This is a genomic window from Domibacillus indicus, assembly GCF_023715895.1.
GTDB lineage: Bacteria > Bacillota > Bacilli > Bacillales > Domibacillaceae > Domibacillus > Domibacillus indicus_A.
Genome location: NZ_JAMBOO010000023.1, coordinates 22,991 through 47,023, shown reverse-complemented (window position 1 = coordinate 47,023; position 24,033 = coordinate 22,991). Strand labels below are relative to the sequence as shown.

Sequence of the window (24,033 nt, the reverse complement as noted above, 5' to 3'; positions counted from 1 at the left end):
CATCAGCTGGCGCTCAGCCCTTTTTCCAAATGTTGAATCAGCCGGCTGACTGCTTTTTCTCCTGCTTCTTCCCATTTATTTTTTTGATTGATGGGCGCGTCAGAAGAAACGGGATCTTGAAATTGGTTCCAGCCGGATGCTGTCAGTAAAGAATGCTCGTCTTTTTCTAAGCCGGTATTGATCACATGTTTAATAATAAAAGGGGATTTAAACGAAATAAAAGCATCATACTCATCAAGCATACCGTCGAGTACCGTAAATGGAAGGCGAATATAAATGGTTTCGCTTTTACTGTTCCATAATGTGTGATCAAAGCTGCCAGCGTCATACTCCCAATTTCCGCCCAAGTCGTATCCAAGCTCATTCATTTTGTCTCTTATATCACCAAAGCGGGCCGTTTTTCCTTCCAGCTCTGTTTGCAGCTTTAACATATTTCTTCACTCCTGTTCCGAAAGTTCGTTTACAGTTTTGACGGTAAATCTGTATTCAATACGTACAGTGACTGAACGAAGTAAAAAAGCACCTACACCCCGAGTCTGTGTGACCCGGGGTGTAGGTGTATGATGGACTAAGCGTTTAAGTCGTTTGTTCCTGGACTGTGTTCATTTGGCATCTCCGGCATGAGGGGAACAGGGAAGCCGGCCGGCGGATCGACAACCGAAAGCGTACCATCATTCCGGCTTGGAGACTCGCCTTGGAAAATTTGGGCTATTTTTGTTTCGTCCATTCTGAAGTTAAACAGCGCATTATGGTAGCCCATTTCTACGTACTTCCGGCATTCTGGGTATTTATTGATATCGTAATTTGGAACCGGGAACAGCTTGCCCCAATCAACTCCCAGTGTTTCAAGTGCTTTGGCAAATGCATTTTGATGGGCATTATCCCGGACAATTAGGAAAGCCAGCGTTTCACGAAATGTTTGGTTGCTGCTCATTTCGTAAATACGTGTTTTTTGCAGAACACCCGTTGATTCGAGAACGAGGTTATCAAGCAAATCCCCGATCAGGTTTCCGTGGCTGTACACCCAGGAGCCATTCCACGGATTTCCTGCTGCGTCTACTGGAAGAGAAGCCTGGGCGCCGATAATATAATGATGCGGATTCGCATGCTTGACTACGTCACCGAGCGGCGCTCCATCTGCTCCGGAATTGCCTGGCATAGGGGACTCACCGGAACCATTGAGCAGCTGGTTAATGGTGTTTTGTACAAGCTCTACATGGGCAATTTCTTCAAGAAAAATACCGCGAAGAAGATCCCGGTATTGAACGGCCTTGCCTCTGAAATTGGAGCTTTGAAAGAAAAACTGCATCATTGTCCGCATTTCCCCGAAATGTCCGCCTAATATTTCCTGCAACACTTTTGCAGCAGCGGGATCGGGCTGGTCTGGTGCTACAATATTGATTAATTCTTCCTTGTAATAATACATATATCCCTGCCTCATTTCTTCATATTGGTTGTTCAGTCGTTATCATGGCAGAGACCAGTTCGTTTTATTCACAAGGCAGGGATTTCTCTCGCAGAAAACGAGTCATGTAATGGAAGGATTTCGAGGAGGAAAGTACATTCGGTAAACCTAAGGAGCCGCCTCAAATAAAAAAGTGATAAAGGGGATGAAGGATAACAAATAGTACACGGGTGTTTTATGACGGATTATCAATCGCCGCCTCATCAGGAGATGAGGACAGCGATGAGCCGCAATCAATCTGTTTTTAAACGTGAATAAAGAGCAAGGTCAATAAATGTTCCTTTTGACTTTTCGCTTTTTCGAAGGATGCCTTCAAATGAAAAACCTGTTTTTTGCAGCACTCTAATAGAAGAAAGGTTTTCAGGCTCTGCTTTTGCTTCCACCCTCATCAATTGTAAATGATGAAATGCGTAATCAATCAAACACAATACCGCTTCTCCCGCATATCCGTTTCCCCAATAAGGCCGGCCAAGATCATATCCAATTTCAGCTTTTGCATTTTCGAAATCAAGGCTGTTAAACCCGCATGAGCCAATGACTTGCTCCGTTTTTTTCTCGGTTAAAGTATACCGGACAGCTCTGTTTTCGTCTGCCAATTGGTTTAAAAAATGAATCATTTGCTCCGCTTGTTCCACATTAGTAAAAGTATCAATGTTCATAAACCTTGTAACGGCTGGATCAGACCAGACTGAAAATAGGGAAGCAGCATCCGCTTCTGTTACTTTGCGGAGTATGAGCCGTCTCGTTTCAAAGAAATCGATCAACAATCTTTTTCCCCCTCCACATGCAAGATGAGTTATTGAATAAAAGTGTTGGTTTCTCTGTGCATTGTCCAGCTCCTTTGCAGCATAAGCTTTTTTTATTATAACGTGTAAAAATAATTGTGGAAATAAAAACCAGCTGTCTCATGAACAGCTGGCAAACAAGAAGTTTATTTTCGTTCTGTGTACGGGTCTTTTTCCGCCGGAGGAAGATCGCCTAAAGAAGACATTAAGTCTTCATCATCAAGCACTTCTTCATACAATTTATGCTCTCTGCTTGGATAAACGTCCACTCTGTTTCCGTGAATATCAACGGCCGCAAAGTTTTCATAATCCTCTACATAACCTTTATTTTCCTGTGATTCCACGTACATGTCTCCGTATTCCTCTGGCGCATTCATAAAGTCCGCCGGTGTCTCAGAAGTACCGTATTGGGCGACATCCTGCCAGGCGTCTTCTGCATCGTAGGCAACATTTTCTGATTTATCATCAAAATCAAACTGTCCAAATGGCGGCGCAAGAACAGCTTCTTCAACGGGCCGGTCATTTGAAATGTTTTGGTCCTGTGAATGCTTCAGACAAAACAAAGTGGTTGGCACGGCTTCTAAACGCTCTACAGGAATTTCTTCTTTACAGGTCTTACAAATACCATACGTTCCATTTTGAATCGCTTCTAGTGCTGTATTGATTCCTTCCAATTCAAACCGGCTATGTTCATTCAACGCTATATCTTTTTCCCGCTCATATAACTCTGTCCCCACATCACCCGGATGATTATCATAAACGGACAATTCCCTCGTCGAGTCAGACAAGCTTCTTTGCAATTGGAAGTGATCCGTACCCTCAAAACGGGATTCCAATTCCTTTTTTCTGTTCGTTAACTCTGTTTGAAAATCGGCTAATTGGGTTTTGTTCAGCATAAGGTTCAGTCCTTTACAGTCCATTTTTAACGTCTTTCAGCATATTCATGTTGAAAAGGGCAAGCTCTTTTAAAGTATGATTCCCAAAGCAGCCGTTTTGACTCCTGCAGCGTGCAATTGTATATTTTGGCACATAAAAAAAGCGCCTTAAGCGCTTAATGTTCCTTTTTTATTTCTTTTTTAATGGGAATACTCTTTGAAAAGACCTCATCCGATTCCTCTTCGGAGTCTATGTTTTTTGGAAGGAAAATAATTGAAGCAATAAAGCTAATGGTTAACAATACACATAACAGCCATCCGAACATATCAATGGGAGCCATTTGCAAAACCTCCTTTGTTGAAAAAACACGATATTATAAATAAGATATGCGCTAGTTTGGACACTTAGCACTATAAATATGCAAGAGAGATGTAAGCTGTCCCACCTTTTCGATAAAAAAATAAATAGAGGTTTTAAAAATAGAAAAGCAGGGAATAAAACATTATTTGATATGGAGTGAAAGACAGACGGATGAAACAGATTATAGATATTTCCCATCACCAAGGCGTCATTGACTGGAAAACAGCTCATGGCCATATAGAGCTGGCCATTCTGCGGGTGCAGGATGGCAGCACAACAAGGGACCGCTGTTATGCAGCTAATGCTGCAGCATGTAACGAGTATGATGTTCCATTCGGCAATTATGCGTTCTGCCGGTTTGTTTCAGTTAATGATGCGATCATCGAAGCGCGCGACTTTTGGAAACGGGGTGATCAAAGAGCCGCTTTTTGGGCGGCAGATGTGGAAGTGAAAACGATGAATGATATGCGTGCCGGTACACAAGCGTTTATTGATGAGCTTCGGCGTTTAGGGGCCAAAAAAGTTGGCTTGTATGTCGGCCATCATACATACAAGGCATTTGAAGCAGAAAAAGTAAGGGCTGATTTTGTCTGGATTCCGCGGTACAGCCAGAAACAGCCGGACTTTCCGTGTGACATATGGCAGTATACAGACAGGGGGAAAATTGAAGGAATTAAGGGACCAGTTGATTTAAATCGATTAACTGGAACAAAATCATTGGAATGGTTTCTTAACAGCCCGTCTGAAGCCGTAACGAAAACAAAAGCGGAGAGTATAATCGATCTCGCTGTTTCATTTGTGAATAAAATAACAGGGGATAAATGACAAAAAGCCCCAGCCGCTAAAGAGCGGCTTTGGAGCTTTTTCAGGTTTCAAGTGTATGGCATCCATGGTCATAAAGCAAAAAGGAGCTCACTTAAACTCCCCAGTTGTTGATTTTCCGGTTTGCTCAACAAAAACATTCAACAGTTATCGGCTGTGGTTTTGTCTGTTTTCACGATCATGCTTTCGTGAGGAGCTGTACTCAGATTCGGAAAACAATTTTGGTTTTCTCGACATGAAAAAAAGTGAACCAGCGAAGCCGGCTGTCAGCAAAGTGGATAAAGACCATCCGAAAAGTTCAATTGGTGTCATCTTGTAGAAAACCTCCTTGTTTTATCGTAATGAATTACTTCTTTACCCATCTTAAGAAAAATAAAACATATTCAGTCCAAAAATAAAAAATACTGTAGCTGCTGCCTGTTTTTGATTGTCTATATGTTTTTTAAAAGAAAAAGGCTGCTTATGCAGAGAGGCCGTGCAAGGATAACTTATTTTACAAAAATCGTTTAAAATAACAAATGTTCATTTATTCAGCCGCAGGAGGAAAAAATATGAAGCCAGCTCAAGAAATCCGTGAGTTTTTATTAGATAAAGCAAAGCAGATCACTGAAGAGTGGTACGCTTCTTTGGATAAAAATGATCCAAGCGGCGTTTATTCCACAACAGATCCCCATGCTATTGAACTGCTTAAAAAGCAAAATTACGAATTCCATCTGCAATTCTGCGAGTTGTTCGTAAAAGAAGAAAGTGTTTTTTTAAAGGACCTGGAACAATGGATTATTCAAGTCGCAAAAGATGAGCAGCACTTAAATACACCGATGCATTTTATTGTGAGGGAATTTTTTAGAACACGCGACCAGTACCTCCAGTTTTTAGGAGAGTTTTTTCCTGCGCATCGGTCCGCTTTTCCACAGGAGACTGTTGACCTATGGAATCAGCGGGTCAGCCGGGGCATTGACAGCGTCGTGATCTGGTTTATGGAAGAGCACCATAAATTCTCTGTGAAACGGCTTCAATGCCAGCAGGAAATGATTAACGAGCTGAGTTCTCCTGTTATTACATTAAATCGCGGAACGGGACTTCTGCCGCTGGTAGGGGATATTGATACTGCACGCGCCAAGCTGATTCTCGAAAAAACGCTCGAGCAGTGCGCGGAAAAACGAGTGGATTGTCTGTTCATTGATTTGTCAGGTGTGATTATGATTGATACAATGGTGGCCCAGCAGCTGTTCCATCTTGTAGAAGCGCTAGGCTTAATCGGCGTCAAAACCACGCTGTCAGGCATCCGTCCGGAGCTTGCGCAAACAGCCGTGCAGCTGGGTCTTAACTTTGACAAGCTGTCGATTTCTTCCACGCTGTCACATGCGATGGCTGCCAGTGAAATGTAATAGAATATCAGCACAGAAAACCAGTTAAAGAGATGCCTATCAAAGGGGCCATTCTTTAACTGGTTTTCTTTTTAATCGGTTTCAAATAAAATACGGCCTGTTTGTGAACAGTCATAATTCCCGAGAGATCCGATTTCAGTCTGGAACAACGGAGAAGATACGATTTTTTGAACCGTTTGAACGAGCTCTTCTGTTTCGGGCGTTTTTAATAGAACAAGATCATAGCATTCTGTAATAAGCGGAATAAAATCAACACCCACCATTTGTGCGGCTTTTTCAATGCCGACGCCTGCATCGGCTGTTCCGCTTAAAACCGCCGATGCAACGCGCAAGTGGCTGTTTTCTTCCCGCTCATAGCCGTTTATAAATCGGGGAGAGAGGTTATGAATTCTTAGCTGCTCATCAAGCAGAATTCTGGCTCCAGATCCTTTTTCACGGTTGATAATGGTTACATGTTCCTGCCTTAAATCCGTCCATGCGCGGATGTGCAGTGGATTCCCTTTTTGAACGTACAGCCCGGCTTTCCTTGCTAAAAGGTGAATGACAGTATACGAGTACCCGCTCAAAATTCTTTTCACATAAGGCAGATTATAGTCACCGGTATCTCCATCATACATATGAAGGCTGACAATATCACACTTCCCCTGATACATCGAAATGAGGCTGTTCAAGCTTCCGGCATGTGAACGCAGCGCCTTGTAAGAAGACTCTTTTTCAATATGCTGGGCAAGGATATCAAGCGCAATATCCTGTCCGCTGATCACAATACTGGCTTTGTGTTCTGAATTACTGTGGGAAGGGACCGCTGTCGGGGCAGTAGTGGTCTGCTTTTTTACATAACGGTCTAAATCTGCTGCAGACATGCGTATCTGCCGGCCAACTCGAAAAACCGGAAGCTCTCCTTTTTTAACAAGATCATATATGGTTAATTTCGATACTTTTAATAAATTAGCGACTTCTTCGATCGTATATGAGTGTTCTATCGTCATTTTCATCCCTCCACCTTTTATTTTACTCGAGCCTTTCTTCAAAGGAAATATTCCTTCCCGGCCAAGGATAAATTATAATTAGTTATAATGAGTTATAACCAATTATAACTAGGAGGGGGAAGCATGAAGAAAAAAAGAATGTTTGCTTGCCTGCTGCTTGTATTGATCATTGGCTGTGCAGCCTGCTCATCAGCAGAACAAAGCAAACAGGCGAAGAACAACGGGCAGGAAGAGGAAACCGTAACCATTACAGTGTCAGCCGCGGCCAGCCTTCAGGATGCACTCGGTGAAATAAAAAAATCATTCGAAAAAAAGTATTCCAATGTAGACGTTACATACAATTTTGGTTCTTCAGGAACACTGGCACAGCAAATTTCGCAGGGAGCGCCAGTTGATTTGTTTTTTTCAGCAGCAGAGGACAAATTTGATGCTTTAGTAAAAGACGGATCCATTAAGCAGGAAAACAGTGCCGACCTTGTAGGCAATGATCTTGTTCTCATCGTACCGAAAGAAGGGGATGCCGCTGTCCAATCGTTTGAAGAGCTTCCAGCAGCACAGAAGGTCGCCATCGGTACGCCCGAATCGGTTCCAGCGGGTCAATATGCAAAAGAAACGCTGCAGCATCTCTATATTTGGGATAAAGTGAGCGAAAAATTAATATATGCAAAAGACGTACGGCAGGTGCTTACATACGTAGAAACAGGAAATGTCGATGCGGGACTGGTCTACAAAACCGATGCACTCATTTCTTCGAAAATAAAGATAGCGGCGGCAGCCGAGGAAAAAAGCCATGCACCGATCATTTATCCGGCAGGCATTATTGAAAGCAGCAAGCAGAAAAAGGAAGCAGCGCTTTTTTATCAATATCTGCAGAGTGAAGAAGCGATGAACATTTTTGAGAAGTACGGATTCAAAGGGTTGCGCTGACACGATGGAGTATTCATTCTGGCCGCCGCTCCGTCTTTCGGTTGAGATCGCTTTTGTGTCCAGCTTCATCGTCTTAATCACCGGTCTTTTTTTCGGCAGAGTGATGGCAAATGTGTCGTTTAAAGGAAAAGCGGCTGTAGAAACTCTTTTTTTACTGCCGCTCGTCCTGCCGCCGACGGTCGTCGGGTTTCTATTAATTGTGCTGTTTGGACAAAACAGCCCGGTCGGCAGACTTATTCAATTAGTATGGGGCCAGGGCATTATGTTTACGTGGTGGGCTGCCGTCATTGCGTCAACGGTGGTGGCTTTCCCCCTTATGTATCAATCATGCAAAACCGGCTTCCAATCTGTTGATCGGGACATTGAACATGCGGCACGTGTGGATGGAGCGGGTGAGTTCGCCCTGTTTTTATTTGTAACCGCACCGCTCGCAACTAAATCCATTGTTTCGGGATTTTTATTAAGCTTTGCACGGGCATTGGGCGAATTTGGCGCAACGCTTATGTTTGCCGGAAACATTCCCGGAAAAACACAAACGGCTTCGACAGCTATTTACATGGCGATTGATTCGGGAAATATGGGAATGGCCTGGATGTGGGTGGGCAGTATGATTGGCATTTCGTTTCTGATGTTAGCCTGTATTCAGCTTATTAAATCCTAAAGAAAAGAGCTCACAAAAAAAGCCGAGGAGTTTCCTCGGCAAACGAATAACCAGCTGAAATAGGAGTTGGAGGGATGAAGTTCCCAACACCTACAGCTTATCCAACTTTTCTCAACAATATGCAATAGAAAGTAAAAAAGAATCCGATTAAAGGAGAGCGCTTGAAAAAATGCTTTTTTTTATGGCTGCTTTTTTTGTGCAGTAAATTTTTTAGCATGGTCCTCCTCTTTTATCATATAAATAAAACAAAAAAGAAGTCTATTAACATAGTATAGTGCATACATTCAAATCAAATGAAATCATAAAAGGCCGCCAAACAAATCGGCAGTGAAGCTGAACATGATATATGGATGGTTTATTTCCCTCAAGGGCGTGAAAAAGGATCTCTAAACAAAAAACATAGGGAGGCGTTTAAAATGAATATAGGAGAGTGGAAAATGATCGAAATTGGAGGTTCAACAGCCATCGGCTATGTGAGCAGTATCAAAAATCACAGCTGGCATAGAGAATGCGTTGAATTTACAAAAGTAGGATGGATCACAAACAATACGATCCAGTGGCGCAAACCGACTCAGGGAATTTATGAATCGAGCCGTTTCCACTCTGCTGCACAGCTACTCGACTTTTATCAAGATAAAACAGCGCTGATTGATTTGGCATTGCTGACAAGAGACAAAGAATGGTTTGAGGAATTAACAGTAGATATTTTTTAACCCCCGCTGTTTGCGGACAGACGTTCGATTTTCGGTTGCTTTTTGAACGTTTGTTCGGTATAATAGAAGAAGAAAGGGAGGTTAAAAAATGAATGGATTGTTTCAAATGTCCCTTGAAGAAAAAAAGCCAATTGTGATTATGTACATGACGGACGATCGGGTTATTACCGACCGCAGCATTATTGTAAGGAAAATTCATCCTGACTATATTCGGGCTTACTGCTTTAAACGTGGAACATTACGCACGTTTAAGCGTGACAATATTTTGGCGGCCTCTAAGCCGTTTCGAAAAAAGAAATACAGCCAGTTTAAAACTGCTTTATAAGTACCTTTTAAAGGGCAGGATACCAAGCGCAGAAATATCGCCGCCGGGCGGCATTTCTGTGCTTTTTTGTTTGTGAAAAATCCAAAAGCGGAGAGCTCAGAACGGCCATAGGATACACGGCATGAATTTGTTTATGATAAAACATATGGGCGTTCAAACGATAAAGGAGGAAATCGTGTAAACGATGAATGGAGTCTATTAGGCGGAGCTATTATAAACAAAAAAAGAGCAGAGCGGAAGCCGTTCATCGGGTTAAATATGGATGGGCTTTAAGTGAAAGCCCGTCTTTATCAGGCATTTGAAGATATCCGCCTGCTGAAAATAGAACAGGCGAGTACTGGTCAAAAAAGGTGGTACTCGGAATCGAACCGAGGATAAAAGTTTTGCAGACCTTTGCCTTACCGATTGGTGATACTACTATTCTGTTAAACTGGTTTATGCAGCAGAAATAAAACACATTCCTTTCGAAAATAAAAAAGCGCCTCTTTTAAAAGAGGCGCTTTTTTAACCATTACTCGTTTGACTCATTCTTTTTTTCTTTTATGTTCTTCTTCAATCTGGCTGCGGATGGGTGAATGATCGATAACTGCCTGCGCCTGCTCGGCCGTCATGCCGCGCACTTTTTGCAGCCAATTGGACATATGTTCTTGTTCGCTTTGGAATTCATCAAGCTCAAGCTGTCTTGTTCTTTCTTCTTTTGCAATCAAATAATCTTCATAAAGACGCTGATAATCAATGTGCATGCTGCATCGCTCCTTTTTACATGCTCTACCCAAAAAAGGGAAAAGGAAAAACCTTTTCTTTTTCGGTTTCTCTACTTGCGCATAATCTTGATGCCTGTACATACACATAGGAAAAGAACAAGAGATAGGAGGACAAAGTATGAGCAGCCAGCCGCAATCTTTTTCATCTTTGAAGTCTTATGTACCACGACATGGGCCGTTTGATCCTTGTCCGCCGATCGGATGTAAGTATTACAGTACGCCTCCGAATTTGTACGTGGGCTTTCAGCCGCCGGGCCTTCCACAATTTTCTCCTAGAGAGGCGCTGAAAAAAGGGACTCTTTGGAAAGTATTTTACGATTACTATGATAATCCGTACCGAAAAGGAGGACGAAGCCGTGGCTAATCCTCTGCCAAAGGAATATTACCAGCAGCTCGAAGAAATTCAAGCGGCTGACTTTGTTGTGCTTGAATTAATTCTTTATTTAGACACGCATCCTCATGATCCGCAGGCTCTTGTGCAGTATAAACAGTTTGCTCAGTACAGTAAACAGCTGAAGCAGGCTTTTGAAGCGCAGTTTGGCCCGCTCCAGCAGAACAGTCCAAATACATCTACGGCTGAATGGACGTGGAGCACTTCTCCCTGGCCGTGGCAGGTCTAAAAAATGAAAAGGTGGCTATCGAATGTGGATTTATGAAAAAAAGCTGCAATATCCCGTGAAAGTAAGTACATGCAACCCAACGCTTGCCAAATATTTAATGGAACAGTACGGAGGAGCAGATGGAGAGCTTGCCGCTGCACTCCGCTACATGAATCAGCGCTATACAATTCCGGATAAGGTAGTTGGGCTTTTAAACGATATTGCCACAGAGGAATTTGCTCATCTTGAAATGATTGCCACCATGATTTACAAGCTGACAAAAGATGCCACGCCCGAGCAGCTCCGTGAAGCCGGGCTCGCTGAGCATTATGTCAGCCATGACAGTGCTCTTTTCTATAATAATGCAGCTGGTGTGCCGTTTACCGCTGCGTACATTCAAGCAAAAGGGGATCCGATTGCGGATTTATACGAAGATATCGCCGCTGAAGAAAAAGCCCGGGCCACCTATCAGTGGCTTATTGATATATCCGATGACCCGGACTTAAACGATTCCCTCCGTTTCCTGCGGGAAAGGGAAGTTGTACATTCCCAGCGTTTCCGGGAAGCTGTTGAAATCGTGAAGGAAGACCGCAGCCAGAAAAAAATATTTTAAACGAGAAAAAGCCAGAGCCGCCGGCTCAGGCTTTTTTGTTTGTCCATACATTAAACAAACGCTGTACCGATAATAATGAGGAGAATAAACAAAACGACAACAAGTGCGAAACCTGATCCATACCCCCAGCTGTTTCCTTCCTGTTTAGCACCCATTTTTTCCACCTCCACATAGTAGTATATGCGGCAGAAAAAAACATTCCTGGACAAATCGGCAGACAAGGGTATTTCTTAGGGACAGCTTCGAATTGGAAGCATACCGTATAAAGAATGAAACTGATTTTTGAAGGAGGGGGAAAATGAGCTCTCAAAAGTTTAATGGTATCATTCAAATTCCCTATTCGCAGGCCGTTTCGAAAATTCAAACCGGCGATCTCTTATTTTGCAGTGGAACTTCTTTGATCTCTGAATTTATTAAAAAAGCATCCAATTCTCTTATGAGCCATGTCGCTTTTTTAGTGCGCTGGCACGGCCGGATTCTCGTATTTGAAAGTGTAGAAAGTGCCGGGGTGCGTGTGATTCCGCTGGCTGAATACGTAAAGGGAAATCGGCAGACAGGTGAAAAGTATAAAGGGGCGCTGTACATAGCGCGCCACAAAACCCTCATTGATTCTTCATTTGATAGAAGAAAGCTGCACTATATGATTGGAAAAGCACTTGATTTGCTTCATCAAAATTATGACCAGGCAGAGCTGGTCCGAATTTTAACGAGAATTAAACTGGGTATTGGACGGCATAAAGAAAATGAAGAATATATTTGTTCGGAGTTTGTAGATTTATGTTTTAAACAAATAGGCGTTGAGTTTCCGCGGACAAAAGAAGGTTTTATTTACCCCGAACATATTGCGGCAGATCCCAATGTTTACCCGATGTTTCAAATGGTTCCGGACTTATCAGGCGAAAGGGTGAACGCCACCGCCAAAACAATCAATCCGTACACACACAGATAAATAAAATTGCGCTGGTCTGTTTGCTTCATAACAAAACGCTCCTTTTTCATAAGCTGCTCATTCTTAGTATGGATGGTCTTTTAAAAAATATTCTTATTTATTACATTATGTGCTAAATTCAAATAAATTATAAAAAAAGGCTTATAATAAAGCAGGAAAGGGAAAAGAATGTTATCGACAAAGAAAAAAGGAAGTGACCAGCCATGCAAATTGAAAAACGCGCATTAGATTTGCTAAATATCATGAAAAACGGCCAAAAGCCAAGACAGGAAGGAACAAGCCTTCAGTCATTCGGAGAAGCGCTGCATTTTCTTGATTCCAATAACCTTGCAACAGGCATTACAGTGAACCGGTCCGATGAAGGAGACATTGTCAGCTGCACGATTGAAGATGAATGCTCCGTTACAGAGTCGGGATATGAATTTCTTGAAAAAAATGCGGGACGAACGGAATAAACACATGGAGAAGCTGCTGAAGGCCGGTAACAGCCGGTAAAAGCAGCTTCTTTTTTATGCCAAATAAACAAAGAATTTAAATGGTAAAAAGGAGCGCATTCATGTGCGTGTATGCATCTAATATAAATAGCAGTGGCGGCAAGGAGGGGGACATATGCTTAAACCGGGTGATTGGGTTATTATTGCGAATGGGCAGGAACGAATTATCGGCTTCATACGTGATTTTTCCAGGCTGCGGAATGAAGTATATATTGTGCAGGTATCAACGTATATGGATAAACGAATTACACCTATGAAACCAGTCCTTGAAGTAGTGGAAAGCAAAAAAATTATGGCTGTCGGCTTAACCCTTGCAAAAGAAGATTGGGACGCAATGATTGATCTGGCCATCATGACCGATGATGAGCAATGGTTTCGACAATTATCCAAAAGAAAACCGGGATAAAAACACATATTTACCGCCAGGCTTAAAAATGATATATTCACAGTAAATGGATGATGAAAAGAGGATAAAGCATGATTGACCATATTGTACTCGTTAAATTTGCAGAAACGACGACTGTCGAACAGCTTGAGGAAGTAGTCAAGCGCTTTAAAGCACTTGAACAGCACCTTGAGGGTGTCATTGATATTCAAGCTGGAATTAACTTTTCAGAAAAAAATCAAGGCTACCAGGTTGTCCTTACCACGCGTTTTGAAAATAAAGCAGCTCTTGAAGCATACGGTCCTCATCCGGAGCATCAAGCTGTCGCTGCTTTTATTCGTGAAGTTGGCCGTCTCGACAGTATCGTCGTTGATATTGAAATTTAACAGTTTTGACTCCTTGAGCGATCAAGGAGTTTTTTTATATCAACGCCATAACAATTATTAAAAATGGGTTATATCAGGATCAGACGTTTTAATAGGGTTAAAAGAGGTAAACTCCTTACGAATGTTTATTTAAAAGGGGTTTTTGCATGTTTAGTTTAGACGATATGGGTGCGTTTATATGGGCATTTTTCATTACGCTTCCGCTGACGCTGCTCATTCATACAGCAGGCCATGCGTTTTTTGCCCGCTTGTTTGGCAGCAAAACCTCTCTTGTGATTGGACGGGGAGCCAAACTGTGCCGGGTAAAAAACCTGGAAATCCGAAGATTTTATTTTATTGATTCTGCATGCCATTACAATGACCTGAAACATGACCGCCGCTGGAAGCATGCGCTTATTTATGCAGGAGGCTCCATTTTTAATCTTTTATCGATTTTTGTTGTGAACGGCTTGATTTATCATGGCATTTTGCCTCCACATCTCTTTTTTTATCAGTTTGTTTATTTTTCGATTTATCTTGTGTTTTTTTCTATCCTTCCGGTCGATTATGGAAGGGAAAGACCGAGTGATGGAAAAGCGATTTACGATGTGCTTAAATTTGGAAAAGTATATAAGGAATTTGATTAACACCCTCATGAAGTCCTTCATGGGGGTAAACTTCTTTCCTTTAGGCCAGCAGCAAAGCGGCAGAGCGAAAAAAATGCTAAAATAAGAATAGAAAAAATTGGCCGTTATGTAATCCATGTGCAATCAAAAAATGACAGCGGTTGGAGAGGGAGGTGAGCACATGGCGGGCTTTTATCCGAAAAATGGCCGTGTGATTTTTCATATCGATGCGAATGCGTTTTTTGCCAGTGTAGAGATAGCTGAAAATCCGGCATTAAAAGATAAGCCGGTCATCATCGCCGGAAACCCGCAGGAGCGGAGAGGCATTGTGGTGGCAGCCAACTATTTATGTAAACATAAAGGGGTTTATACAACGATGGCGCTGCGGGAAGCGCTGAAGCTTGTGCCGGAAGCGGTTGTGATCAAACCGAATCATGCGTTATATAAAATGTACTCAAAGCGGATTTTTGCGCAAATAGCCGAGATCTCTCCCTTGATTGAGTATGCTTCTATTGATGAAGCGTATCTTGATATTACAGCTTGTGAACACCTGGGCTCACCAATTGATATTGCGACGGGCATTCAGAAGAAAATAATGGATGAGTTTTCCATTCCGCTTTCTATTGGTATTGCTCCGAATAAATTTTTAGCTAAAATGGCAAGCGACATGAAAAAGCCGCTTGGCATTACTGTATTAAGAAAACGGGATGTTGAGCGTGTGCTTTGGAGCAGGCCGGTGGTGGAAGCACACGGGATCGGGGCCAAAACAGCTGCAAAGCTGATGGAACATGGAATTGCCACGATGGGCGACCTGGCAAAAGCAGATGTGAAAAAACTCCAGTCTATCATGGGCGTACGAGGGATACGGATGCGGGAGCGGGTCAACGGAATAGATGACCGGCCAGTGGATCCGGAAGCAAATACGTCGTATAAGAGCATTGGAAACTCCACGACTTTCCCCGAGAATCTTACCGAGCCGGCCATTATTTATGCTAAGCTTCGTCTGCTCGCCCGCTCGGTCAGCGAAAGGATGAAAGCGAAGAGGGCGGTTTCGCGCACCATTCAAGTGATGATCCGTTACAGTGATTTTAAAACAATCACTAGAAGCCAGACGCTGCCGGCTGAAATTCAGGAAGAAGAAGAGCTCCTCTCAGCGGCAGAAGCGATTTTTTTCAAGCACTGGACAGGAGAGCCGGTCCGCCTGCTGGGCATTACCGCACAAAATGCCGTCCATAAGCAGACGCTCGAAACCCAAATGGATTTATTTTCTTTTCAGGAAGAAGCGGACAAGCTTGAACCGCTTGTAACGACAGTAGAAGCATTAAAGCGGAAATTTGGAGAGGGTATTATTAAAAAGGGGTGGGTACAATGAAAAGAGACACACAAATGTCGTTTAGTGAACCTGCGGCGGCTGTTATTGAAAGCCTGCAGCAGCGTCAAAATGTCCTATGGGTAAACCAAAATCGGCATAACCGGGTTCCGCCCCTGTTTTCACTCCAGGACGTGGAAGAAGCAGAAAGAAGGCTTCAGCGGTTTGCCCCTTATCTGGAAGTCCTTTTTCCTGAGCTGGAGAAAGAAAAAGGATTTATTGAATCGCCCGTCGTGCCAATCCCGGGGATGAAAGCATGGCTGGAGACGGCAGCAGACCGGCAGATCGAAGGCGGTTTATGGCTAAAAGAAGATCACAAGCTTCCAATTTCCGGTTCGATCAAGGCGCGCGGCGGGATTTATGAAGTATTAACATATGCCGAAGAGCTGGCACTGAAAGAAGGCCTGATCACAGAAGAAGATGATTACCGTGCTTTTAATAGCCCGGCTTTTAAAGCTCTTTTCTCATCGCATCGAATTATCGTCGGCTCCACGGGGAATCTCGGACTCAGCATTGGCATAATGGGTGCCAAGATGGGGTTTCAAGTAACCGTGCATATGTCGGCAGACGCAAAGAAATGGAAAAAAGAGCTGCTTCGTCAAAAAGGCGCCCTTGTTGTGGAACATAAAGCGGATTATGAAAAAGCCGTTGCCGAAGGAAGAGAAGAAGCTGCACAGGATTCGCGTGCATACTTTATAGATGATGAACATTCGCATCGGCTGTTTTTAGGCTACGCAGTGGCAGGACTTCGGCTGAAGCGCCGGTTTGATGAAAAAGGAATCCTTGTGAACGAACAGCAGCCTCTTTATGTTTATTTGCCGTGCGGCATTGGGGGAGGCCCGGGCGGTGTGGCATTCGGCCTTCATCTTGCTTTTGGCCCGCACGTTCACTGTTTTTTCGCCGAGCCGGCAGAAAGCGCCAGTATGCTGCTCGGGCTTGCCACCGGACTGCATGATCATATTTCGGTACAGGATATCGGCTTAACGAATCAAACGGAAGCTGACGGCCTTGCCGTCGGCCGTCCGTCCGGATTTGTCGGAAAGCTTGTTGAACCTTTTATAGCCGGCAGCTGCACGGTGCATGATGATCAATTGTTTGCCATGTTGAACGGGCTTGCCGAAGCAGAAGGGATCAAGCTTGAACCGTCCGCTTTAGCCGGCATGATCGGGCCTGTACTATTGGCAGGAGAAAAGGAGACAGGCGGCCAGCCGATTCATCTTGTATGGGCGACCGGCGGCAGCATGGTCCCAGATGAAAATATGGACGCATACATTCAAAAAGGACGCACGGTTCTAACTGATTGCCTGAACATCAAAAAATAAATACAATCTGCCATTTTCTATGGAGAAAATGGCTTTTTTATTTGGAAGCAGAGTTTTAGTATTCAAGAAAAATTATTTGTGTCTCTCTGTGCTCTCCGGTAAACTATTGAAGGTGTAAAAGAAGAGGAGACGTGTATCGTGGAAAATATGATTGAAGTAAAAGATTTGCGCAAAGAGTTTAAATCGCATTCGAGCCGCTCCGGATTAAAAGGAGCTTTTCGTGATTTATTCACGCGCCAGTATAAAGTGGTTCCGGCTGTAAACGATATTTCCTTTACCGTAAAACGGGGAGAAATGGTCGGCTATATCGGAGAAAATGGGGCGGGAAAATCAACAAGCATCAAAATGCTGACAGGCATTTTAACACCGACATCCGGCATTGTCCGCGTGAACGGAATGGACCCGCATAAAGAGCGGGAACAGTTTGTTCGTTCGATTGGTGTTGTTTTCGGCCAGAGGTCACAGCTTTGGTGGGATATTGCCGTGCAGGAATCATTCCGCCTGCTGAAAAAAGTATACAATGTGCCGGATGATGTATATAAGAAGCATATGGGTCATGTAATCGAATCTCTTGATATTGGCCCGCTTTTAGACAAGCCGGTCCGCAAGCTGTCACTTGGCCAGCGAATGCGGTGTGAGCTGGCGGCAGCACTGCTGCATAACCCGCCGCTGTTGTTTTTGGACGAGCCGACAATTGGGCTTGATGTATTGGTGAAACTAAAGATTCGCGAATTTTTAAAAGAGATGAATGCCACATACAACACAACCGTGCTGCTGACTACACATGATTTAAGTGATATTGAAGCACTGTGTGAGCGGGTTGTCATGCTTGATGAAGGCAAAATTATTTATGATGGCCAGCTCGAAAGCCTGCGTTCTAACTGGGGAGAAGGCAAACAAATTGAATTTCAGTTTGCCAATGCCGGTGTTACAAAAGAAGAGCTTCAGCCGCTTTTGGCCGAACTGGACGGAGCATGGACACCGGGAGACCGTCAAAATGTCTGGATTGCCAATGTACTCAATGAAGAGCATGTGATTTCTGAAGTGATCGGCCGCGTGGCGGCTGCCCATAAAATTACTGATTTAAAAGTGCACGAGATTTCGATTGAAGATATTATTCGCAATATTTACGAAGAAGGCGTGACAAATGGGTAAATACATCGAAATGATCCGGATTCGCTTTTTAATGATGCTGGCATACCGGACTAATTATTACAGCGGCATTTTGATTTACAGCATTAATATTGGCGCGTATTACTTTCTTTGGAACGCCATTTACGGTGAAAAAGGGTCGATTGAAGGCATGAGTGCGTTGCAGATGACGTCTTATATAGCCATTGCCTGGATGGCACGGGCGTTTTATTTTAACAATATCGACCGGGAAATTGCACAGGAAATTAAAGAAGGAAAAGTAGCGGTTGAGCTTATACGTCCCTATAACTACCTGCTGATGAAAACGATGCAGGGACTTGGAGAAGGGATTTTTCGCCTGTCATTTTTTTCATTGCCGGGCATGATTATTGTTGCACTTGTTTTTCCGATTGCTTTTTCCGCCAACCCGGCAACATGGCTGCTTTTTGCCGTTTCGCTCGTCTTCAGCTTTTTGATTAACATGCAAATCAATCTGCTCACCGGTATTTTAACATTTTTCTTTTATAACAATACCGGGCTTATTCGGGCAAAACGCGTGGTAATTGACTTGTTTTCCGGCCTGCTGCTGCCCATCAGCTTTTTTCCTGCTTGGGCTCAGCAGGTGATGAATTATTTGCCGTTTCAAGGGATCAGTTATGTGCCGAGCATGATTTTTACAGAAAGCTTTACGCAGCCCCAAATTATTCATGCTGTTCTGTTCCAGATTATCTGGGTGCTTATTTTAATTCTCCCTATTCAAATGATTTGGCTGATCGCCAGAAAACAGCTTGTTGTACAGGGGGGATAAAGAATGAAATATATAGGGCTCTTTTTTCAATATGCCGCCCAATACATGAAAACGCGGCTTACCTACCGGACAGATATGATTGTCGAAATTGGATCAGATTTAATGTCCCAGGCAGTTAATTTTATTTTTATTTTGCTTGTTTTCGGCCATACAACGATGATCAGCGGCTGGAGCCGGGATGAAATTATTTTTATTTACGGCTTTTTCCTTGTGCCTTTTGCGATATTCGGTGCTTTCTTTAATATTTGGGATTTTAATGATCGATATATCGTAAAAGGAGAAATGGATCGTATTTTAACCCGCCCGATTCACAGTCTTTTTCAAATTGTGCTCGAGCGGATGGAGCTTGAATCGCTGTTTGGCGTCGTCACGGGAACTGCTGTTATGATTTATGCGGGAAGCCGGCTTGACTTGTCATTTGCCTGGTACGATCCTTTTGTGATGGTCCTGCTTGTACTTGGCGGAACGCTCGTGTACGCGTCTATTTTCGTTTTGATTGCCAGTATCAGTTTTTGGTCGGACAGCCCGACGAGTATTATGCCGATGATGTACAATATCGGGAATTATGGCCGTTATCCGGTCAACATTTACAACAATATGATCCGGTTCGTTCTCACCTGGATTTTGCCGTTTGCATTTGTAGGTGTATACCCGGCCGCTTATTTTTTAGGGCGGGAAGAATGGTATACGTATGCATTTTTAACACCGGTTATCGGTCTTGTGTTCTTTCTGTTTTCTATTTTTATGTGGAATGTGGGAGTGACAAAATACCGGGGAGCCGGAAACTAAAAAACGCCAGCCGTTATCGGGCTGGCGTTTTCTTTATGCTTTTATCCTTGTGTAATAGACTTGGCCACTTTGGCAGTGGTACTCCGCGGCAGAAACTTGGCTGCAAAAGCGCCGGCTTTGTTTTTGCTGCCTGTAATGACTACTCGTTTATTTTTCAAAAGACCCTCCACACCTTCTCTGGCCACCTGTGCAGCTGACATAGGCTGGCTGAACATCTTCGTTTCTTCCACGCTTGCCACTGTCCCAAAGTTTGTTTTTGTCGGGCCTGGACAAAGCGCAGTTACCGTAATGTTGGTGGCGCTTAATTCCTCGGCGAGTGCTTCTGAAAAAGACAAAACAAATGCTTTTGTTGCAAAATAAACGGCCATCAGCGGTCCAGGCTGAAATGCGGCTGTGCTGGCTACGTTTAAAATGCGGCCGGAATTTTGTTCGCGCATGCCGGGAAGAAAACAGTGGGTAAGTTCGGTGAGTGTAATCACGTTCAGCTGCATCATTTCTGTTTGCTTTTCTAAACTAAGCTCGTCAAAAGGGCCAAACAGGCCAAACCCAGCGTTATTAATAAGTACATCAATATGAATGCCGGATCGATGCACTTCATCTGCTACTTCCTTAGCGGCTCCCGGCCGGCCAAGATCTTTTACGATTAATTTCATTTCTGTATCTGGGTACGCATCGGCGAAAGCCTCCAGCTTTTCCCGGCTGCGGGCCACAAGAACAAGGTTATATTCGGCCTCCGCAAATATTTTGGCAAATTCCAGCCCCAGGCCGCCTGAGGCGCCTGTGATCAAAGCTGTTTTATTCATTCTCTTCAGCTCCTTTTCTTTGCTACTATAACAATAAGAGAAGAAAAGGCATTTTGCAAAAACAAGCCTGTCTCTTTTTTCATTTTGATAAATGAAAGAGAATTTTGTACAATGAATATCATTGGGAATAGGAAAAAAGAACGATATAAAGAAAAGAGAATGCATATGACATTATTGCGTCTTCCTGCAGGACTGCCCGCGGAAGAGAAAAAAAAGCTGGAACATAAACTGTTCAAAGAAAACATGCAGCGGACAAAGCTGTTCGCCAAACTAGTCCTTTTTTTCGAAATGCTTTTGATTGTGTTTAACCTTTCAACTGCTGTCTCAGAAGGAAGAAACATTTTTTCATTTGACTTTTATTTAACCATGTATCTTGTGCTGACCGGTTTAAGTATCGCGCACTTAATCATGGTCCGATTCTTTGAAAAAGGTGGCAGTGCCGATTCGATCCACACTCGCTGGTACCGAAAAGGGCTGCTGGCTGTCGTTGTTCTTTTTCTTACATGGGGAGGCGTTGTGACACTTGAAGACCAGCGGCATTACGGCCATGTGATGGCATTTGCCGTGAATGTTATGTGTGTGTCGATTTTATTTCATGCCACAAATCGGGCGATGCTTTGGATCTACAGCCTGCCTGTTTTGGTTGTATATGGCGGCCTGCCTTTTTTTCAGTCATCTGCCGATGTTTTAGCCGGCCATTATATTAATTTAACGGTCTTTTTATTTTTTTGCTGGCTTACTTCACGAATGCTTTATGCCCATTACTATAAAGATTTTTACCAAAACTGGCTGCTGCATAACGCAAATAAAGATTTAGAAGAGCAAATCCAAAAAAATATCCAGATGAATGTTCAGCTCGAAGAAGCCAATAAACAGCTGCAGGTACTTATGCTGACAGATGACCTGACAGGCATTCCAAATCGCAGAGGCTTCAGGGACCGTTTAACAGAAGAACAAAAACGTTCAGCTGAAACGCGCCCTGTTGCTTTTATGATGATTGATATTGACTGCTTTAAGCAATACAACGATTTTTATGGCCATGTGAGAGGAGATGCCGTGATCCGGTCCACTGCCCAAACTATTCATCAGCATATTCCTTCTCACGTTGGCTTTGCAGCGCGCTATGGCGGCGAAGAATTTGTCGTTGTGTTGTTTGATCAAACAGAAGAATGGGTGAGAGAGCTGGGCAATACGATTTGCCGAAAGGTTCGGGAGCTGCAAATCGAGCATGCTCGTTCAACAGCTGCCTATTATGTAACGATCAGCGTGGGCATTCAAACAGGGCATGTTGAGGAAGGAATAGACAGCCTGCTGGCTCTGGCAGATGATGCGCTGTATCAGGCAAAAGAAAATGGGCGGAATCAAGTGGCCATAAATAAAAATAAAGTTGACATATTACACAATAGCGTGTAATATAGTTTATGCGATGAGCTCGTTTGCGTAAGACGATCAAGCATTCCTTTATAGGAGCATGTTGTGGAGCATGGCTTGAACGCCGCAAATTTTCGAGAAACACCCTGTTTTCGAACAGGGTGTTTTTATATACCAAAAAATCCCCTAAAATTTTTTAGGGGATTTTTTCATGCTGCGCACTTTTGTTACATAGGATGAACAAGCTTAATGAACTTGGCGATATACACCAATGACTTTTCCTAGAACAGTCACATTCGGCAGTAAAATAGGCTCCATTGAAGAGTTTTCCGGCTGCAGGCGAATATGGTCAGCTTCTTTGTAGAAACGCTTCACGGTTGCTTCGTCGTCTTCAGTCATAGCCACAACAATATCACCATTTTTCGCCGTTTGTTGCTGTCTGACCACTACATAGTCGCCGTCTAAAATACCAGCTTCACGCATACTTTCACCCACGATTTCCAGCATAAATACCTGCTCATCCGGTGGAGCAAGACGTTCCGGAAGAGGAAAGTACTCTTCTACATTTTCGATCGCTGTGATAGGAAGACCAGCCGTTACTTTTCCGACAACCGGTACATTAACAGGGTGCTGTTTAGGCACTGAGCTGTCTGTATCTAAAATCTCGATTGCACGAGGTTTTGTCGGGTCCCGCCGAATATAATTTTTTGCTTCAAGGCGGGCAAGGTGTCCGTGGACCGTTGAACTTGATGCGAGTCCAACAGCTTCTCCAATTTCACGAACAGATGGCGGATAGCCCTTTTGACGAACCTCATCTTTAATGAAATCGAGAATATCCTGCTGGCGTTTTGATAACTTAGTCAATGTTTGCACCTCACTTAGGAAATATTTACGTATAGTATAACATGTGTTCTGAATTTTCACAAACGTAAGTTCGAATTATCGCTTGACTGAAACAATCGTTCGCCTTAGAATGGATTATATCACGAACGAGTATTCGAGGAAAGGGTGTTCTTAGTGGGAAAAGCAAAAAACTATTCATTTATGTTATTATTAGCGGTGATGATGGCCTCAGCGGCGTTATACTTTAGCTTTTCAGGATCCGGTGAACCCAATTATCAAGCGATAAAAGTGGCAAAGGGAGATTCACTCTGGAGCTTAGCAGAAGATTATAAAAACCTACATAACATGGACCAAATCGAGTTTATAAAATGGGTCCAGGATAAAAACGATTTAATTACAACAAAAATAGTGCCAGGAGAAGAGTTAACGATTCCAGTCCCAGCGGATGAAAAGAACAGCGGGCTTCAACTGGCAGACGGGAAATGATCATGATGAAGAAAGCGGCTATTTACTGCCGGGTGAGCACAGAAAAAGAAGCGCAGGAAACATCACTGGAACGTCAGGAGGAAGAACTTCTGGCGCTTGCGCATGAAAAGGGATTCGAAGCGGTTAGCGTGATCCGGGACCGGGCAAGCGGATACGAGCTGAACCGGCCGGGTATGCTTGATCTGCTTGACCTTGTAAAACAGGAAGAAATTGATGCGGTACTGATTCAGGATGAAACAAGAATTGGACGGGGCAATGCGAAAATCGCACTGATTCACTGTTTGTGGAAAGAAGGTGTCTCGGTTTTAAGCATCGCTGATGACGGCGAGCTGCAATTGTCCGAGTCGGATTCAATGGTTCTTCAAATTGTCAGTATGGTGGAAGAGTACCAGCGTAAAATTCATAATTTAAAAATTAAACGCGGCATGAAGCGGGCAGTTCAAAAAGGATACCGTCCCGAAAAAAATTTAAAAAACAGGGGCAACGAAATGGGACGTGTCCGGAAGGAAGTGCCGCTTTCTGAAATTGTCCGCCTTCGTGAAAACGGACTTACATATGAAGAAATTGCGGCAACACTCCGGGGATTCGGCTATGAAATTTCCCGCGCGACTGTCCATCGCCGTTATATGGAGCATGCAGAAAGCCAGGCTGTTGACCAATAAGCTTTTTTCTTGTCAACTCTTGTGCATTTCTGTACGATAACGGTATTGGAAGTATCGGAAAGGAGCGGGAAACGATGTTATCATCTGATAAGATTGCACGTATAAATGAACTGGCCCAAAAAGCAAAAAGAACGGCGCTGACAGACGAAGAGCTGCAGGAACAAACTGCGCTTCGGCAGGAATATTTACGTGTTTTCCGTACGTCAATGCGGGACACAGTGGAACACGTCCGGGTGTTTGATCCAAACGGCAATGAAGTAACACCGAAAAAAGTGCGAGATATTCAAAAACGCAGAAAAATGAATTAATGGAAAAAAAGAGACAGTGAAAGCTGTCTCTTTTT

The 24,033-nt window shown here is 43.5% G+C and carries 33 protein-coding genes; 23 read left to right on the top strand and 10 right to left on the bottom strand.

Going from position 1 to position 24,033, the window contains the following annotated elements; translation table 11 throughout:
• Positions 1–2 precede the first annotated feature (2 nt).
• From M3221_RS20680 to M3221_RS20660, 5 genes are all read right to left on the bottom strand, one after another.
• The gene (locus M3221_RS20680; RefSeq protein ID WP_251273570.1) at positions 3–431 is read right to left on the bottom strand and encodes a YugN family protein; all 429 of its coding nucleotides are present in this window, start codon (positions 429–431) and stop codon (positions 3–5) included.
• Positions 432–568: 137 nt separating this feature from the next.
• Positions 569–1,426, bottom strand: coding sequence for a manganese catalase family protein (locus M3221_RS20675; protein WP_242233061.1), 858 nt, complete (start codon positions 1,424–1,426; stop codon positions 569–571).
• A 272-nt stretch (positions 1,427–1,698) separates the two neighbouring features.
• Positions 1,699–2,229, bottom strand: coding sequence for a GNAT family N-acetyltransferase (locus tag M3221_RS20670; RefSeq protein WP_251273596.1), 531 nt, complete (start codon positions 2,227–2,229; stop codon positions 1,699–1,701).
• Positions 2,230–2,396: 167 nt separating this feature from the next.
• Positions 2,397–3,146: a TraR/DksA C4-type zinc finger protein gene (locus M3221_RS20665; protein WP_251273569.1), complete on the bottom strand. Its 750-nt coding sequence runs from the start codon at positions 3,144–3,146 to the stop codon at positions 2,397–2,399.
• Positions 3,147–3,301: 155 nt separating this feature from the next.
• A complete protein-coding gene (locus M3221_RS20660; RefSeq protein ID WP_251273568.1) occupies positions 3,302–3,466 on the bottom strand; it encodes a hypothetical protein in 165 nt (54 codons plus the stop codon).
• A gap of 191 nt (positions 3,467–3,657) precedes the next feature.
• Between M3221_RS20660 and M3221_RS20655 the strand changes: the two genes are divergently transcribed.
• Together M3221_RS20655 and M3221_RS20650 are read left to right on the top strand one after the other, a co-directional pair.
• Positions 3,658–4,311, top strand: a complete 654-nt coding sequence (locus M3221_RS20655) for a glycoside hydrolase family 25 protein (protein ID WP_396395158.1) — start codon at positions 3,658–3,660, stop codon at positions 4,309–4,311.
• 548 nt (positions 4,312–4,859) lie between these two features.
• Positions 4,860–5,696 (top strand): STAS domain-containing protein, encoded by an 837-nt coding sequence (locus M3221_RS20650; RefSeq protein ID WP_251273567.1) that lies wholly within the window; start codon positions 4,860–4,862, stop codon positions 5,694–5,696.
• A gap of 71 nt (positions 5,697–5,767) precedes the next feature.
• On the opposite strand, the gene M3221_RS20645 is transcribed toward M3221_RS20650, so the two are convergent.
• Complete coding sequence (locus M3221_RS20645) at positions 5,768–6,685, bottom strand: helix-turn-helix transcriptional regulator (RefSeq protein WP_251273566.1); 918 nt, start codon at positions 6,683–6,685, stop codon at positions 5,768–5,770.
• A 123-nt stretch (positions 6,686–6,808) separates the two neighbouring features.
• On the opposite strand from M3221_RS20645, the gene modA reads away from it, so the two are divergent.
• The 4 genes from modA (at position 6,809) to M3221_RS20625 (ending at position 9,311) form a co-directional block, all read left to right on the top strand.
• Positions 6,809–7,612 carry a molybdate ABC transporter substrate-binding protein gene (gene modA, locus M3221_RS20640; RefSeq protein ID WP_251273565.1) on the top strand — a complete coding sequence of 268 codons (804 nt, stop codon included), beginning with the start codon at positions 6,809–6,811 and terminating at the stop codon, positions 7,610–7,612.
• Between the two features lie 4 nt (positions 7,613–7,616).
• Positions 7,617–8,273 (top strand): molybdate ABC transporter permease subunit, encoded by a 657-nt coding sequence (modB, locus tag M3221_RS20635; protein WP_251273564.1) that lies wholly within the window; start codon positions 7,617–7,619, stop codon positions 8,271–8,273.
• Between the two features lie 416 nt (positions 8,274–8,689).
• A complete protein-coding gene (locus tag M3221_RS20630) occupies positions 8,690–8,986 on the top strand; it encodes an IDEAL domain-containing protein (protein ID WP_251273563.1) in 297 nt (98 codons plus the stop codon).
• Positions 8,987–9,074: 88 nt separating this feature from the next.
• Positions 9,075–9,311 carry a hypothetical protein gene (locus tag M3221_RS20625; RefSeq protein ID WP_242233053.1) on the top strand — a complete coding sequence of 79 codons (237 nt, stop codon included), beginning with the start codon at positions 9,075–9,077 and terminating at the stop codon, positions 9,309–9,311.
• A 524-nt stretch (positions 9,312–9,835) separates the two neighbouring features.
• Here the strand turns inward: M3221_RS20625 and M3221_RS20620 are convergent.
• The gene (locus tag M3221_RS20620) at positions 9,836–10,054 is read right to left on the bottom strand and encodes a hypothetical protein (RefSeq protein ID WP_251273562.1); all 219 of its coding nucleotides are present in this window, start codon (positions 10,052–10,054) and stop codon (positions 9,836–9,838) included.
• 139 nt (positions 10,055–10,193) lie between these two features.
• On the opposite strand from M3221_RS20620, the gene M3221_RS20615 reads away from it, so the two are divergent.
• The 3 genes from M3221_RS20615 to cotJC are packed head-to-tail and all read left to right on the top strand — an operon-like array spanning position 10,194 to position 11,287.
• Positions 10,194–10,439, top strand: coding sequence for a spore coat associated protein CotJA (locus M3221_RS20615; protein ID WP_242233051.1), 246 nt, complete (start codon positions 10,194–10,196; stop codon positions 10,437–10,439).
• Positions 10,432–10,695, top strand: coding sequence for a spore coat protein CotJB (locus M3221_RS20610; RefSeq protein ID WP_251273561.1), 264 nt, complete (start codon positions 10,432–10,434; stop codon positions 10,693–10,695). The genes M3221_RS20615 and M3221_RS20610 overlap by 8 nt, the downstream gene beginning before the upstream one ends.
• 22 nt (positions 10,696–10,717) lie before the next feature.
• A complete protein-coding gene (gene cotJC, locus M3221_RS20605) occupies positions 10,718–11,287 on the top strand; it encodes a spore coat protein CotJC (protein WP_251273560.1) in 570 nt (189 codons plus the stop codon).
• Positions 11,288–11,337: 50 nt separating this feature from the next.
• Here cotJC and M3221_RS20600 read toward each other — a convergent pair whose 3' ends face one another.
• Entirely contained in the window at positions 11,338–11,442 is a 105-nt protein-coding gene (locus tag M3221_RS20600) for a YjcZ family sporulation protein (RefSeq protein ID WP_251273559.1), read from the bottom strand.
• Positions 11,443–11,585: 143 nt separating this feature from the next.
• Here M3221_RS20600 and M3221_RS20595 point away from each other — a divergent pair, with 143 nt between their 5' ends.
• From M3221_RS20595 to M3221_RS20550, 10 genes are all read left to right on the top strand, one after another.
• The gene (locus tag M3221_RS20595; RefSeq protein WP_251273558.1) at positions 11,586–12,236 is read left to right on the top strand and encodes a YiiX/YebB-like N1pC/P60 family cysteine hydrolase; all 651 of its coding nucleotides are present in this window, start codon (positions 11,586–11,588) and stop codon (positions 12,234–12,236) included.
• A 203-nt stretch (positions 12,237–12,439) separates the two neighbouring features.
• The gene (locus M3221_RS20590; RefSeq protein WP_251273557.1) at positions 12,440–12,691 is read left to right on the top strand and encodes a hypothetical protein; all 252 of its coding nucleotides are present in this window, start codon (positions 12,440–12,442) and stop codon (positions 12,689–12,691) included.
• 154 nt (positions 12,692–12,845) lie between these two features.
• Entirely contained in the window at positions 12,846–13,136 is a 291-nt protein-coding gene (locus M3221_RS20585; RefSeq protein WP_242233045.1) for a hypothetical protein, read from the top strand.
• Positions 13,137–13,207: 71 nt separating this feature from the next.
• Entirely contained in the window at positions 13,208–13,501 is a 294-nt protein-coding gene (locus M3221_RS20580) for a Dabb family protein (RefSeq protein WP_050182798.1), read from the top strand.
• Positions 13,502–13,647: 146 nt separating this feature from the next.
• On the top strand, positions 13,648–14,127 hold the full coding sequence (locus tag M3221_RS20575; protein WP_251273556.1) for a site-2 protease family protein: 480 nt from the start codon (positions 13,648–13,650) through the stop codon (positions 14,125–14,127).
• Positions 14,128–14,287: 160 nt separating this feature from the next.
• Positions 14,288–15,478 (top strand): DNA polymerase IV, encoded by a 1,191-nt coding sequence (locus M3221_RS20570; protein WP_251273555.1) that lies wholly within the window; start codon positions 14,288–14,290, stop codon positions 15,476–15,478.
• Positions 15,475–16,797 (top strand): D-serine ammonia-lyase, encoded by a 1,323-nt coding sequence (locus M3221_RS20565; RefSeq protein ID WP_251273554.1) that lies wholly within the window; start codon positions 15,475–15,477, stop codon positions 16,795–16,797. Before M3221_RS20570 ends, M3221_RS20565 begins: the two co-directional genes overlap by 4 nt.
• A gap of 138 nt (positions 16,798–16,935) precedes the next feature.
• On the top strand, positions 16,936–17,952 hold the full coding sequence (locus M3221_RS20560; protein ID WP_242233041.1) for an ABC transporter ATP-binding protein: 1,017 nt from the start codon (positions 16,936–16,938) through the stop codon (positions 17,950–17,952).
• On the top strand, positions 17,945–18,736 hold the full coding sequence (locus tag M3221_RS20555; RefSeq protein WP_251273553.1) for an ABC transporter permease: 792 nt from the start codon (positions 17,945–17,947) through the stop codon (positions 18,734–18,736). Before M3221_RS20560 ends, M3221_RS20555 begins: the two co-directional genes overlap by 8 nt.
• Before the next feature lie 3 nt (positions 18,737–18,739).
• Complete coding sequence (locus tag M3221_RS20550; protein ID WP_251273552.1) at positions 18,740–19,525, top strand: ABC transporter permease; 786 nt, start codon at positions 18,740–18,742, stop codon at positions 19,523–19,525.
• A 41-nt stretch (positions 19,526–19,566) separates the two neighbouring features.
• Here the strand turns inward: M3221_RS20550 and M3221_RS20545 are convergent, their stop codons facing one another.
• A complete protein-coding gene (locus tag M3221_RS20545; protein WP_251273551.1) occupies positions 19,567–20,328 on the bottom strand; it encodes an SDR family NAD(P)-dependent oxidoreductase in 762 nt (253 codons plus the stop codon).
• A gap of 165 nt (positions 20,329–20,493) precedes the next feature.
• Between M3221_RS20545 and M3221_RS20540 the strand changes: the two genes are divergently transcribed.
• The gene (locus M3221_RS20540; RefSeq protein ID WP_251273550.1) at positions 20,494–21,741 is read left to right on the top strand and encodes a GGDEF domain-containing protein; all 1,248 of its coding nucleotides are present in this window, start codon (positions 20,494–20,496) and stop codon (positions 21,739–21,741) included.
• Positions 21,742–21,945: 204 nt separating this feature from the next.
• Here the strand turns inward: M3221_RS20540 and lexA are convergent, their stop codons facing one another.
• The gene (lexA, locus tag M3221_RS20535) at positions 21,946–22,563 is read right to left on the bottom strand and encodes a transcriptional repressor LexA (RefSeq protein WP_242233037.1); all 618 of its coding nucleotides are present in this window, start codon (positions 22,561–22,563) and stop codon (positions 21,946–21,948) included.
• A gap of 153 nt (positions 22,564–22,716) precedes the next feature.
• Here lexA and yneA point away from each other — a divergent pair, with 153 nt between their 5' ends.
• From yneA to M3221_RS20520, 3 genes are all read left to right on the top strand, one after another.
• Positions 22,717–23,028: a cell division suppressor protein YneA gene (yneA, locus tag M3221_RS20530; protein ID WP_251273549.1), complete on the top strand. Its 312-nt coding sequence runs from the start codon at positions 22,717–22,719 to the stop codon at positions 23,026–23,028.
• A 5-nt stretch (positions 23,029–23,033) separates the two neighbouring features.
• On the top strand, positions 23,034–23,690 hold the full coding sequence (locus tag M3221_RS20525; protein ID WP_251273595.1) for a YneB family resolvase-like protein: 657 nt from the start codon (positions 23,034–23,036) through the stop codon (positions 23,688–23,690).
• Between the two features lie 74 nt (positions 23,691–23,764).
• Positions 23,765–23,998, top strand: a complete 234-nt coding sequence (locus M3221_RS20520; protein WP_242233035.1) for a DUF896 domain-containing protein — start codon at positions 23,765–23,767, stop codon at positions 23,996–23,998.
• The last annotated feature ends 35 nt before the right edge of the window (positions 23,999–24,033 follow it).

Coding starts and splice junctions, on each gene's coding strand:
- modB (WP_251273564.1), top strand. CDS start 7,617: ATGGAGTATTCATTCTGGCCGCCGCTCCGTCTTTCGGTTGAGATCGCT.
- M3221_RS20620 (WP_251273562.1), bottom strand. CDS start 10,054: ATGCACATTGATTATCAGCGTCTTTATGAAGATTATTTGATTGCAAAA.
- M3221_RS20520 (WP_242233035.1), top strand. CDS start 23,765: ATGTTATCATCTGATAAGATTGCACGTATAAATGAACTGGCCCAAAAA.
- M3221_RS20650 (WP_251273567.1), top strand. CDS start 4,860: ATGAAGCCAGCTCAAGAAATCCGTGAGTTTTTATTAGATAAAGCAAAG.
- M3221_RS20615 (WP_242233051.1), top strand. CDS start 10,194: ATGAGCAGCCAGCCGCAATCTTTTTCATCTTTGAAGTCTTATGTACCA.
- M3221_RS20645 (WP_251273566.1), bottom strand. CDS start 6,685: ATGACGATAGAACACTCATATACGATCGAAGAAGTCGCTAATTTATTA.
- M3221_RS20680 (WP_251273570.1), bottom strand. CDS start 431: ATGTTAAAGCTGCAAACAGAGCTGGAAGGAAAAACGGCCCGCTTTGGT.
- M3221_RS20580 (WP_050182798.1), top strand. CDS start 13,208: ATGATTGACCATATTGTACTCGTTAAATTTGCAGAAACGACGACTGTC.
- M3221_RS20630 (WP_251273563.1), top strand. CDS start 8,690: ATGAATATAGGAGAGTGGAAAATGATCGAAATTGGAGGTTCAACAGCC.
- M3221_RS20570 (WP_251273555.1), top strand. CDS start 14,288: ATGGCGGGCTTTTATCCGAAAAATGGCCGTGTGATTTTTCATATCGAT.
- M3221_RS20600 (WP_251273559.1), bottom strand. CDS start 11,442: ATGGGTGCTAAACAGGAAGGAAACAGCTGGGGGTATGGATCAGGTTTC.
- cotJC (WP_251273560.1), top strand. CDS start 10,718: ATGTGGATTTATGAAAAAAAGCTGCAATATCCCGTGAAAGTAAGTACA.
- M3221_RS20590 (WP_251273557.1), top strand. CDS start 12,440: ATGCAAATTGAAAAACGCGCATTAGATTTGCTAAATATCATGAAAAAC.
- M3221_RS20545 (WP_251273551.1), bottom strand. CDS start 20,328: ATGAATAAAACAGCTTTGATCACAGGCGCCTCAGGCGGCCTGGGGCTG.
- M3221_RS20655 (WP_396395158.1), top strand. CDS start 3,658: ATGAAACAGATTATAGATATTTCCCATCACCAAGGCGTCATTGACTGG.
- M3221_RS20575 (WP_251273556.1), top strand. CDS start 13,648: ATGTTTAGTTTAGACGATATGGGTGCGTTTATATGGGCATTTTTCATT.
- M3221_RS20555 (WP_251273553.1), top strand. CDS start 17,945: ATGGGTAAATACATCGAAATGATCCGGATTCGCTTTTTAATGATGCTG.
- M3221_RS20665 (WP_251273569.1), bottom strand. CDS start 3,146: ATGCTGAACAAAACCCAATTAGCCGATTTTCAAACAGAGTTAACGAAC.
- M3221_RS20565 (WP_251273554.1), top strand. CDS start 15,475: ATGAAAAGAGACACACAAATGTCGTTTAGTGAACCTGCGGCGGCTGTT.
- M3221_RS20595 (WP_251273558.1), top strand. CDS start 11,586: ATGAGCTCTCAAAAGTTTAATGGTATCATTCAAATTCCCTATTCGCAG.
- modA (WP_251273565.1), top strand. CDS start 6,809: ATGAAGAAAAAAAGAATGTTTGCTTGCCTGCTGCTTGTATTGATCATT.
- M3221_RS20540 (WP_251273550.1), top strand. CDS start 20,494: ATGACATTATTGCGTCTTCCTGCAGGACTGCCCGCGGAAGAGAAAAAA.
- M3221_RS20675 (WP_242233061.1), bottom strand. CDS start 1,426: ATGTATTATTACAAGGAAGAATTAATCAATATTGTAGCACCAGACCAG.
- M3221_RS20660 (WP_251273568.1), bottom strand. CDS start 3,466: ATGGCTCCCATTGATATGTTCGGATGGCTGTTATGTGTATTGTTAACC.
- M3221_RS20525 (WP_251273595.1), top strand. CDS start 23,034: ATGAAGAAAGCGGCTATTTACTGCCGGGTGAGCACAGAAAAAGAAGCG.
- M3221_RS20550 (WP_251273552.1), top strand. CDS start 18,740: ATGAAATATATAGGGCTCTTTTTTCAATATGCCGCCCAATACATGAAA.
- M3221_RS20585 (WP_242233045.1), top strand. CDS start 12,846: ATGCTTAAACCGGGTGATTGGGTTATTATTGCGAATGGGCAGGAACGA.
- M3221_RS20625 (WP_242233053.1), top strand. CDS start 9,075: ATGAATGGATTGTTTCAAATGTCCCTTGAAGAAAAAAAGCCAATTGTG.